At 51.4% G+C, this 10,852-nt stretch carries 9 protein-coding genes; 8 read left to right on the top strand and 1 reads right to left on the bottom strand.

Translation table 11 applies throughout. From position 1 onward, the window contains the following. Positions 1 to 39 precede the first annotated feature (39 nt). From AB4Z33_RS11155 to AB4Z33_RS11145, 3 genes are all read left to right on the top strand, one after another. On the top strand, positions 40 to 1,548 hold the full coding sequence (locus AB4Z33_RS11155; RefSeq protein ID WP_442050007.1) for a sulfatase family protein: 1,509 nt from the start codon (positions 40 to 42) through the stop codon (positions 1,546 to 1,548). 207 nt (positions 1,549 to 1,755) lie between these two features. Continuing rightward, a complete protein-coding gene (locus AB4Z33_RS11150) occupies positions 1,756 to 1,884 on the top strand; it encodes a hypothetical protein (protein WP_442050002.1) in 129 nt (42 codons plus the stop codon). 20 nt (positions 1,885 to 1,904) lie between these two features. Beyond that, complete coding sequence (locus AB4Z33_RS11145) at positions 1,905 to 2,042, top strand: hypothetical protein (RefSeq protein ID WP_442050001.1); 138 nt, start codon at positions 1,905 to 1,907, stop codon at positions 2,040 to 2,042. Between the two features lie 2 nt (positions 2,043 to 2,044). On the opposite strand, the gene pdxR is transcribed toward AB4Z33_RS11145, so the two are convergent. Beyond that, positions 2,045 to 3,481, bottom strand: coding sequence for a MocR-like pyridoxine biosynthesis transcription factor PdxR (pdxR, locus tag AB4Z33_RS11140; protein ID WP_442050000.1), 1,437 nt, complete (start codon positions 3,479 to 3,481; stop codon positions 2,045 to 2,047). 90 nt (positions 3,482 to 3,571) lie between these two features. On the opposite strand from pdxR, the gene AB4Z33_RS11135 reads away from it, so the two are divergent. The 5 genes from AB4Z33_RS11135 (at position 3,572) to AB4Z33_RS11115 (ending at position 10,770) form a co-directional block, all read left to right on the top strand. Then, positions 3,572 to 4,750 (top strand): benzoate/H(+) symporter BenE family transporter, encoded by a 1,179-nt coding sequence (locus AB4Z33_RS11135; RefSeq protein WP_442049999.1) that lies wholly within the window; start codon positions 3,572 to 3,574, stop codon positions 4,748 to 4,750. A 252-nt stretch (positions 4,751 to 5,002) separates the two neighbouring features. Beyond that, positions 5,003 to 5,938 carry an ABC transporter permease gene (locus tag AB4Z33_RS11130; protein WP_442050006.1) on the top strand — a complete coding sequence of 312 codons (936 nt, stop codon included), beginning with the start codon at positions 5,003 to 5,005 and terminating at the stop codon, positions 5,936 to 5,938. A gap of 21 nt (positions 5,939 to 5,959) precedes the next feature. Next, positions 5,960 to 6,841, top strand: a complete 882-nt coding sequence (locus AB4Z33_RS11125; RefSeq protein WP_442049998.1) for a carbohydrate ABC transporter permease — start codon at positions 5,960 to 5,962, stop codon at positions 6,839 to 6,841. Positions 6,842 to 6,879: 38 nt separating this feature from the next. Beyond that, positions 6,880 to 8,397 (top strand): extracellular solute-binding protein, encoded by a 1,518-nt coding sequence (locus AB4Z33_RS11120; protein ID WP_442049997.1) that lies wholly within the window; start codon positions 6,880 to 6,882, stop codon positions 8,395 to 8,397. A 105-nt stretch (positions 8,398 to 8,502) separates the two neighbouring features. After that, positions 8,503 to 10,770: a helix-turn-helix domain-containing protein gene (locus AB4Z33_RS11115; protein ID WP_442049996.1), complete on the top strand. Its 2,268-nt coding sequence runs from the start codon at positions 8,503 to 8,505 to the stop codon at positions 10,768 to 10,770. Positions 10,771 to 10,852: the final 82 nt, after the last annotated feature.

The raw sequence follows: 10,852 nt of genomic DNA, 5'->3' as shown, positions 1-10,852 counted from the left end.
GGCCTGAACTTAGGCATCGATGCACGAGGGAGGCGCAGCATGGACAAACCGAATATTTTGTTAATTACGAGCGATCAGCAGCATTGGAATACGATCGGGGCATTCAATCCCGAGATTCGGACGCCCAATCTCGACCGCTTGGTCCGGGAGGGGACGACTTTCGGCAGAGCTTATTGTCCGAGTCCGGTCTGCACGCCGAGCAGATCGTCGGTTATTACGGGAAAATATCCTAGCCAGCATGGCGCTTGGACGCTTGGAACAAAACTGCTGGAGGACCGCCATACGGTAGGGGAGGATTTCCAGGCAAACGGGTACGGGACGGCGCTCATAGGAAAAGCACATTTTCAGCCATTGAAGGGAACCGACGAATATCCTTCACTCGAAGCGTATCCAATCTTGCAGGATCTGGACTTCTGGGCATCGTTCAACGGTCCTTTCTACGGCTTCGATCATGTGGAGCTGGCGCGCAACCATACGAACGAAGCGCATGTCGGACAGCATTACGTGAATTGGTTGGAGGAGAAGGGCTGCGCGAACTGGCGGGATTATTTCCTGCCGCCGACCGGCACGATGGATCCCTCCGTTACGCATAAATGGGCGATCCCGGAACAATATCATTACAACACTTGGATCGCGGAACGCACGAACGCAAGGCTTGAGCATTACCGGGAGCAGGAGCAGCCCTTCTTCTTATGGTCGAGCTTCTTCGACCCGCATCCCGATTATTTGGCCCCCGAGCCTTGGGATACGGCCTATGACCCGGAGTCGCTGACGATTCCCGGCGCTGTTTCAGGCGAGCACGACAGCAATCCGCCGCATTTTCGGATGACGCAGGAGAGCGACCCCGATTTCTCGCATCTATGGGAAACCGGCCATGAAATTCATGGCTATTGTTCGCATCTTATTCCCGAAGGAGAGCGCAAACGGCTCGTCGCTACTTATTACGGCATGATTAGTCTCATGGACAAGTATATCGGCCAYATTCTGAATAAGCTGGATGAGCTTGGGCTGTCCGACAATACGATCGTCGTCTTTACGACCGATCACGGCCATTTCTTCGGACAGCACGGGCTTCAATATAAAGGCGGTTTTCATTACGAAGATTTGATCAAGCTTCCCTTCCTCGTACGATATCCGGGCAAAGTGGCTGCAGGGGTGCAGAATCCGGCGATTCAATCGCTGGTTGATCTTGCGCCTACGTTTTTGTCTTTATGCGGCATTCCGATTCCGCCGGCAATGACCGGCGTTGATCAAAGCGAGGTGTGGCTCGGGCTGCGTCCCGAGGCCCGCGACCATGCGCTGTGCGAATTCCGTCACGAACCGACGACGATTCATCAGAAAACGTATGTCGACGCCCGCTATAAGCTGACGGTTTACTACCGTCAAACCTATGGCGATTTATTCGATTTGCGGGAGGATCCCGGCGAGCTTAACAATCTATGGGACGATCCGGGTTCCGCGGGACTCAAGACGGAGCTTCTGCTCAAATACGCATGGGCGGAGCTCGGCAAGGAAGCGATGCCGATGCCTCGCATTTGGCATGCTTAATCAAGCGGGAGGCATAGAGTAACTCGTATGCGAAAAGAAGTGCCCATATAAAAGGAGATGCCCCTAAATGGCGAAAGCTTTGGGGGTATCTCCTTTTATAATGGATGGCCTAAAAATCTGATGGATTGGTTGGTTACATCCGTCCCCATCACTTTTAAGATAGTCGTAAGTATTTTGCCTTATCTAACAAGGAAGGAGGATGGACCAATGTCATCTTGGATATGTTTTATCGTGCTTTGTTTAACGTTTGTCGCAGGTCCTTTGCTTATCGTCATAGGGGGAGCTCATGCCATCCGCGAAGATGAGCGAAACCATCGTTCCATCATAGAATCGTAATAAGAATAGGAGGTACAACTATGAATGTTCCGGTAGGCGTATGGATTGCCGCTGCCCTCATTATTATCGTGCTTTCCTGGATGACTTTCTGGGTTACGAACAAAGCCTACTCCAGAAGATGGGAAGACCACGGCCATGAAAACAAAGACGAAACCTAATATCATTTCATTAACGCCCGAAGCGCTGAAGCAAATCGGGCTATCCCCGGACCGATGTCCTCTGGCCTCGGTCTTGCGAATGTGAAACGCACGTAGCCTTTATTGGAGCCGTAGACGCTGCCCGGCACAAAAACGGTTCCTGCCTTAATCGATTCCTCCAGCAGCTTGCCTTCTGGGATATCCGGTTTTAATTTGCACCATAGATGCAACCCGCCGTCCGGCATATGAAAGTCGATAAGGTCAGGCAATTCCTTCTGCAACGATTCGATAAGCAAATCCCGTTTGAACTGCAGTTGAGCACGAAGACGATCCAGCTGCGGAGCGAAATAGGACGATTGAAGAAATTGTCCCGCCACCAGCTGAGGGATGATGCTTAATCCAAAATCCATCTGCTGCCTAGCATCCGCAAGACGATCCACAATGGAGCTAGGCGCTACCATCCACCCGATCCGCAAGCCGGAAGCGGCGATTTTGGAGAACGAACCGATATAAATAACGGAGCCCATTGTGTCGATTGCTTTCAAAGGCTGAGGTGGCTCGCCTCCATACGAGGTTAGGCTGAATGGATCGTCTTCTACAATAGGCAGGCCAAGCTCGCTTGCCAGATCAAGAACTTGCTTGCGCCTCTCCGTACTTAGTACCGTTCCTGTCGGATTCTGGTAATTCGGATTCAGAAACACCATCTTGATGCGGTGTTTTTTGTACAAATCGCGAATATCTTCCGGCTGTACGCCTTCATTGTCGACGGGGAGGCGGAATAAACGAAGTCCAGCCGACTGGAACAAAGGCAGCGAATAGCAGTAGGAAGGATCTTCTATCGCAACGGCATCGCCGGGAGACAGCAGGCATTGCGTAATTAAATATAACGATTGTTGAGAACCTGATGTTATCAGGATGGACGATTCCGTTGCCTTGATTCCGCGATATCGGTGAAGATAATCAACTAAAGACTGTCTTAATAACATCRAGCCTTGAGGATTGTCGTAACCCAAATAAGCGGTATAATCATGTTTGCTCATTAACGCGGCGATTTCAGCTGTAGGCGCTAAATCAGCCGACAGTTCACCGCTCGCAAAATCGATTAGCGAAGGCTGTTGAGCCAGAGCTTCGCGGATTCTTCGCATAAACGGCAAATTAGGAAGGAAGCTTCCTCCTTCGGCGAATCGGCTCCAGTTAGGCGTATGTTTGGGGGTCGCCCCCCATTTGGACGTACTAACCCGTGTTCCGCTGCCGATCTGGCTTTCGATAATGCCCAAAGCACGAAGCTCGGCGAAAGCCGATATGATTGTGCTGCGGTTCACTTGAAGCTGCTCGGCCAGCTTCCGTTCCGAGGGAAGCAAGCTGCCGGGAGGGAATTCGCCATAAGCTATCCGTTGCTCCAAATGGTCGGCAATTTGCTCGTAAAGTGCTTTTGTACTGCTCCGATCAAGCTTCCACATCTTATAATCCCCTTGAATAATCAGATCATATAACCCGTTTGTATGATTTCTATCATAACACTTATGTATGAATACTTGGAGGTGGGCGGCATGGGAGCGAAAACGATAATGACCGGCTTTATGTCTGCTTTGCTCGCCTGCACGGGCGGAGCTATCATGATCGTTCAAGCTGCTCATACGGCCGGGTTATCTAAGCCCGAGCTCGTCTCGTGGTTCACCTCCGCCTATGTCATCGGAGGATTATTGAATCTGCTGTTGACCTTGAAATATAGAATCCCGTTTGCCGGAGCGCATTCGATTACGGCCACGGCTTTCTTAGGTACGGCTGCCGCAGGCTTCTCCTATTCTGAGCTGGCAGCCGCATTTGTAATGTCGGGAATCCTTATTTTAGCGGCGGGAGTATCCGGATTATTTTCGAAAGTGCTGAACCTGATTCCTAAACCATTAATCGACGCTTTGCTGGCAGGCATTCTGCTCACTTATGTTATTGGAATCGTTCCGGCTTCCGCCAGCTTTCCTTATGCCGGACTGTTGGCTGGAATCGGTTATTTCTTGGTGCCTAGATTGTCCAAAAGACTGCCACCTGTATTATGGTCACTTCTGCTCGGTCTCATCGGACTGAGCTTCGAATATCATTATCCCGCCTTACCGCATGCCGAGTATATCCCTCCATTAATCGCGATTCCGCACTTCACCGTGGAAGGGTTACTGTCGATAGCGGTTCCGATGTCMGTGTTAATCCTGAGCAACGATCTTGCCGTAGCGCTTGCATCGCTCAGAAGCAATCAGTATGATCCCCCCGTGAATAAAGTGTTAACTGCATCCGGATCGGCAAGCATTGTAGCGGGTTTGTTCGGGGGGAACGCTGCTAACGTAGGAGGTTTGATGAGCGCTCTCTGCAGCAGCGCGGAAGCGGGAGTTAAGGAGCATAGATACAAAGCGGCACTCGTGTCGAGCCTGATTGTGATAGGCTTTGGAGCATTGTCATGGAAAGTGATTGACATGATCAATGGCTTGCCGTCTGCATTCGTAACGATAATGACGGGCTTCTCCTTATTAGGCTTGTTTCTTGCGGGGTTAAAAAACGCTTTTTCGGATAAAATGCTGCGTATTCCCGTAATTGTGACCTTCACGATAGCCGTACTCCATATTCATTTGCTAGGTATCTCCACACCGGTTTGGGCGTTATTGGCCGGCATGGGTATGATGAAGGTGCTCAAGCGATTAAATTCGAAGGAGATCGAAGAGAAGCGAGGTCCCGAGGCGTAGAAAAACGTAGTCATATTTTGAAGGGTCTGCCATTCGGCAGGCCTTTTCTTTATGGATGAAGCTGCAAAAGCAACCAATGACAACGAGCGCAACTAATGACAATGGCGTGCAAATCCTCGCTGGAATGGCATTCCGACGCGATTCTGATCAAGCAGGGACTATCGACGGCAATCAAGGCGCACTCGTATGATGAAGCTGCGGACGAGGAAACGAAAGGATGGAAACAGCATGCTAAAAAGAAATATAACGACAATGCGCGTCAATGCGCAGCGAGCCTCCATGTCGTCGACATTGGCCCGCAGGCTATTGCGGAACCGTTGGCTCTATTTGATGGTTCTTCCGGGTTTATTGTACTTTCTTGTTTTCAAATATTGGCCGATGTACGGCATCTTTATCGCTTTCCAAGACTTTCAGCCGTTTCTCGGCTTCTGGGACAGCCCGTTTGCAGGCGTTAAACATTTCGAACGGCTTTTCAGCGATTCCAACTTCATGCTCCTGTTCCGGAATACGCTTCTATTGGCAACGTACAACATCCTGTTTTTTTTCCCGCTGCCGATTATCATCGCGCTTATGCTCAATGAGCTGAGGCAGGAATTCACGAAGCGGATCGTACAAACGCTGGTGTACATCCCGCACTTTATGTCTTGGGTCGTCGTCGTGGGCATTGCCTACATGTTCCTGACGACGGAGGGCGGCATCATGAACGAGCTGCTGGTCCGCTTCGGCGGGGAGAAGATCAACTTTCTCGTAAGCAACGAATGGTTCAGGACGATCATAACGGCCGAGGTCATGTGGAAAGAGACGGGCTGGGGAACGATCATATTCCTTGCGGCTTTGTCAGGCGTAGATCCCCAGCTGTACGAAGCGGCGCGTATGGACGGCGCGAATCGGATCCGTCAATTGTGGCATATTACGCTGCCTGCGATTCGCAGCACCATCGTTATTTTGCTCATCCTGCGTCTGGGCCACTTTCTCGATACGGGCTTCGAACAAATTTTCCTCATGCTTAACGCGATGAACCGAGAGGTCGGAGAAGTGTTCGACACCTATGTCTACTCCGTCGGGATCAGCCAGGGGCAATACAGCTTCAGTACGGCGGTCGGCGTGTTCAAGTCGATAGTCGGTTTGATCCTCGTCGTCGTTGCGAACCGACTCGCCAAGCGATTCGGCGAAGAAGGCATCTATTAGAAGAAGGAGCGTTGAACAGCCATGCCGATCAAGCAAAGCTGGGGAAGCCGGATATTCGATAGCGTGAACATTACATTGCTGCTTGCATTCGCTTTGATTACCGTCATCCCGTTCATTTATGTCATTGCCGGTTCTTTCGCCACGCAGAAAGAATTGTTTATGCGCGGGTTTATTTTATTCCCTACCGAGTTTTCCTTTGATGCGTACAAGTATATTTTCTCCACCAGAACGCTTGTCAGAAGCTTGCTGGTAACCGTCTACATTACAGTAGCGGGTACGCTGATCAACCTGTTTTTCACTTGCTTAATGGCCTATCCGTTAGCGCGCAAGGACATGGACTTCCGCAAGCCTATCTTGATGCTGATCGTGTTCACGATGCTGTTCAGCGGCGGCATGATCCCGACATTCCTCGTCGTGAAGGAGCTGGGCATGATCGATTCCTATTGGTCGTTGCTCATCCCTGGCGCGATCAGCGCTTTTAACCTGATTATTATCCGTAACTTCTTCCAGCAGTTGCCCGAAAGTTTGGAGGAATCGGCCAAAATCGACGGTTGCAACGATCTCGGCATTTTTATTAGAATCGTGCTTCCGCTCTCCATGCCCGCCATCGCGACGTTCTCGCTCTTTTACGCGGTCGGCCATTGGAATACGTTCTTTAATGCGGTGCTCTACATCAACGACAATACCAAATGGCCGATTCAAGTGCTGCTGCGGCAGATTGTCATCTTGGCCTCGGGAGGCATCGGAGATTCCGCCGCGATGGAATCGGATTATGTCGCTCCGCCGGACCAAGCGGTGAAAATGGCGGTAATCGTGGTATCTACTCTTCCGATCTTGCTTGTATACCCGTTCTTGCAGAAACACTTCGCCAAAGGGGTATTGCTGGGCTCGGTTAAGGGATGAAGATATAATAGAGAAATGGACAAAGGGAGGATGTACGTATGAACAGAAAACATCAGAAAAGAAGATTGGCGAAAGCCGGGGCTTTGCTTGCCGCAATTGCCTTGACCGTAACCGCTTGCGGAGGGAACGAAGAGGGCAATTCGCAAACCGGCGGAAACTCAGGGGGCACGCAAGGGCCGCTTCAATTGACGATGATGCTTCCGACCTACAGTCCGGAGCAAATGCCGGCAGACAGCTCCGTGCTGAAAATGCTGGAGGAAAAGACGGGCGCGAAGCTTAGCGTCTCCTGGGTGCCTTCCTCGACCTACACGGATAAGCTAAGCGCTACCGTGGCCTCCGGCGAGCTGCCGAAAACGTTCGTGGCGCTGGAACCGAAAGCCTCCTATATCGTCAACGCCGCCCGTTCCGGCATGTTTTGGGAGGTAGGGCCGTATCTGGAAAACTACCCGAATCTCAGTAAAATGTCGGAGCTCGTCTTGAACAACGTTTCAATCGACGGGAAAGTGTACGGCTTGTACCGCGAGCGTGATCTCGCGCGCTTCGGGCTGATGATCCGCCAAGACTGGCTGGGCAATCTGGGGATCGAAGCGCCAAAAACCGTAGACGAGCTATACGATACGCTGAAAGCCTTTGCAACGGGAGATCCGGACAAAAACGGCAAACACGACACGATCGGCCTCGCTGTCGGCATGCAAGGAAACAACATTGCCGGCTTCAAAGACATTCTCGTTTATTACGGCGGTCCGAACGAATGGGAGCTTCGGGACGGGAAGCTAGTTCCGTCCCATATGACGCAAGCTTACCTCGATACGATGAAGTTCTATAAGAAGCTGTATGACGAGAAGATCATTAACCAGGACTTCGCGATCGTTCAGGACGGCCGCTCGGTCATGAACAAAGGCCAAGCCGGACTCTGGATCGATAATATGCTCGACGGCAAAAACATCGAGGATAACATCAAGAAAGTAGATCCGATCGCCAAGATCAACTTGCTTAACCGCATCGCGGGCCCTTCCGGCGACAGAACGCGCGCAGGTTCCGGTTATCTGGGCATGTACATGATCCCGAAAACAAGCGTGAAGACGGAAGCCGAACTTCAGCAAATATTGGCTTACTTCGATAAAGTGTCCGAGAAGGACAATCAGAATCTGATGAAATACGGCATTGAAGKGACGCAATATACGCTGGAGAACGGCGCGTATACGCCGAATGCCGATCCGAAGGTCAGAGCCGAAATCACGGACGGCAACCAGTTCATGATTTTGCAGGACGGGGTCGTCAACTACGGGACCGAGCTGGAGCAGCTAAGCACGAAGCTGTTCCAAGACAATGCGACGTTCGCCGTGCCTAACCCGGCCGCGCCGTTTATTTCCAATACGGATATCGAGAAGGGCAAGGAGCTCTCCAAGATCATAGCCGACGCTACCGTGAAATTCATCATGGGCTCGGTCAATGAGGACGATTGGAGCAGCATCATCGATCAATGGCTGCAAAGCGGCGGCAGCAAAGTAATCGAGGAAATGAACGCCGAATACGCCAAGCTGGCAGGGAAATAAACAACGCCGCCTTGAGATGAGGCGCCAGAATCCGCGTCATGGCTAAATACGGAGTTTTCAAGTACACTTGATTTACTTGTAAGGAAACTACCCATTGGAGGCATTATGAGATTCCGGTCCTCGTCTTATTTATTGAAGCTGATGTTGATGTCTATCTTGATCGGCACGCTTCCGGTCATCGTGCTGGGCACGTTCGCCTATTACAACGCATCCCGAACGGTACAGGAGAAAGTAGACGAGAGCAATAAGCTGCTGCTGCAGCAAATGCAAATGCGTGCCGAGCAAACGCTCAGAACGATCGATAATTCGGCTACGCAGCTGCTGCAGTCGCCGATTGTTACAAGCGCTTTCAACCGGGATTTGTCCAATCATGATTTCCAAATGGTTCATGAACTCTACAAGGGCATCTCGCAGATYCAAACCTATGAGCTTGGGATCAAGGACGTGTTTCTGTTCAGCCTGAACAACGATTGGATCGTATCGAGCAACGGCGTTAACGAGTACAGCGATCCGGCGTTCAGACCGGCGCTCGAAGCCTTTTCCCTGAACGCGGCAGGCTCCTTCTGGAGCAGTGGTTCGTCAGAGGCCCCGAATTCGTTCCAGTCCGTCTATTTCGTCAAGAAGTATCCGTTCAACTCGCTTCATCCTTCCGGGATCATCTGCGTCGTATTGTCTTCCGATGTAATGAAGGAGCTTGACGCGTTTCTGAACAGCAAATTCGGCAGCGCGTTTATCGTGGACCAGAACGCCAATATTATCGTTCACCGCGACCGCAACCAGCTTGGAAGCAGCACGCGGGATGAGGCTTACCTGAAGTCCTTCGCTGATTCGAAGGAGACGTTAGGGCAATATGCAGCGAAGCGCGACGGAGAGGACGTGACGGTCACCTACCGGAAGTCGGCGTATAACGGCTGGAGCTACGTTTCGGTCATATCCAACGATCAAGTGAACGAACAGAATCAAATAATCGGATGGATTACTTTGCTTGTATGTCTGGTCATTCTGCTGGTGACGCTGGCCGTTGCCTGGTTCGGCACCAAGAAAATGTACAGTCCGATTCAATCGCTGTATTCGAGGCTTACCGGTATTCCTTCCCTGAACGATATGGAGAAGCCGAGCGGCGAGCTTCAGGTGATCGGCGAACGCGTCGACTACTTGATCCGCAGTCAGTCTCTTATCATGAACGAGCTCAAGGGGCAGCAGATCCAGCTTAAGGAATTTTTTATGCAAAAATTGTTCGGCGGCACGATTCAGCCAACGGATTTCGTGGAGAAGCTGAGTCTGTACGGCCTGGAGAAGCCGTGGCCTTCCATGTGCGTCGTAGCCATACAAATCGATACGCTGAAGGATACGAGATACGAGGAAGGCAATCGGGATTTGCTCATGTTTGCCATCAGCAATATCGTCGGCGAGCTAGTCGTGTCCGAGCAGAGGCTGGTGCCGATCGTCAAATCGGATTGCCAAGTGACGCTTATCGGCTCCTCGAAGACGGGAGAGCCCTTCAAAGAGCAGATTTTCAACCTATCGGACGAAATTCAGAAGGCGATTCATCAGTACTTGGATATTAAAGTAAGCATCGGAATCAGCCGTCGGTTCGAATCGTTCGCGGAAACCCAGCAGGCGCTCCATGAAGCGATGACATCGCTTAAAGTCAGAGTAGGGCTCGGTCAGGAATCGATCTTGTTCATCGAGGACGTGCAGCCGCAGAAGAGCAGTCCGAGCCGATTCCCGATAGCAGGAGAGCAAGCACTGCTCGATGCGATCCGCGCCGGGAACGCGGAGCAAGCGGAGACTGCTTTGAGGCAGTTGATCGGAGAGCTGTTCCAGCCGCATGCGCAACATCGGGATTACCAGCTGTCCCTCCTGCGGCTCTTGATCGATCTTCTTAAGTTCGGGCAGGAATTGTCCATTCCGATGGACCGTATTCCGGAAGATGAAGCCTCGTTGATTCAATCGTTGTTCAAGCTACGGAACTTGCGGGAGATGGAGCAGTGGTTCTTGTCGATATTCGTACTTCCTTACATTCAAGAATTGGATACCCGCCGCGATTCCCAGTTTAAGCTTATTTCCGAGGCGGTCATCGATATGATCACGCGGGAATTCGATTCCGGACTGACGCTGGAGGAATGCGCTGCGCGCATCAATTACCACCCGCATTATGTGAGCAGAGTGTTTCGGCAGGAGACCGGTATAAATTTCGGTGACTATTTATCGAAGCACAGGATCGACATGGCTAAGAAATGGCTAAAGGAGTCCGACCTGAAGATTGTAGAGATCGCCGAGCGGCTGCAGTATAACAACTCCGCAAACTTTATTCGCTCCTTCCGGAAAATGGTAGGCATGACACCGGGGCAGTATCGCGAAGAGGCTTAAGGAGCTTGCTGCCTGTTGGCGGAGCGGGATTACCGAAAGAAGAGCACCTTACTGTCTCATAGTAAGGTGCTCTTCTGCGTTC

The sequence above is a fragment of the Paenibacillus sp. 2TAB19 genome (assembly GCF_052115185.1).
Taxonomy (GTDB): Bacteria; Bacillota; Bacilli; order Paenibacillales; family Paenibacillaceae; genus Pristimantibacillus.
This window is presented reverse-complemented; position numbering and strand designations above follow the sequence as displayed.

Excerpts from the sequence above, each read along its gene's own strand:
- AB4Z33_RS11125 (WP_442049998.1), top strand. The coding sequence starts at position 5,960 with ATGCCGATCAAGCAAAGCTGGGGAAGCCGGATATTCGATAGCGTGAAC.
- AB4Z33_RS11145 (WP_442050001.1), top strand. The coding sequence starts at position 1,905 with ATGAATGTTCCGGTAGGCGTATGGATTGCCGCTGCCCTCATTATTATC.
- AB4Z33_RS11150 (WP_442050002.1), top strand. The coding sequence starts at position 1,756 with ATGTCATCTTGGATATGTTTTATCGTGCTTTGTTTAACGTTTGTCGCA.
- AB4Z33_RS11130 (WP_442050006.1), top strand. The coding sequence starts at position 5,003 with ATGCGCGTCAATGCGCAGCGAGCCTCCATGTCGTCGACATTGGCCCGC.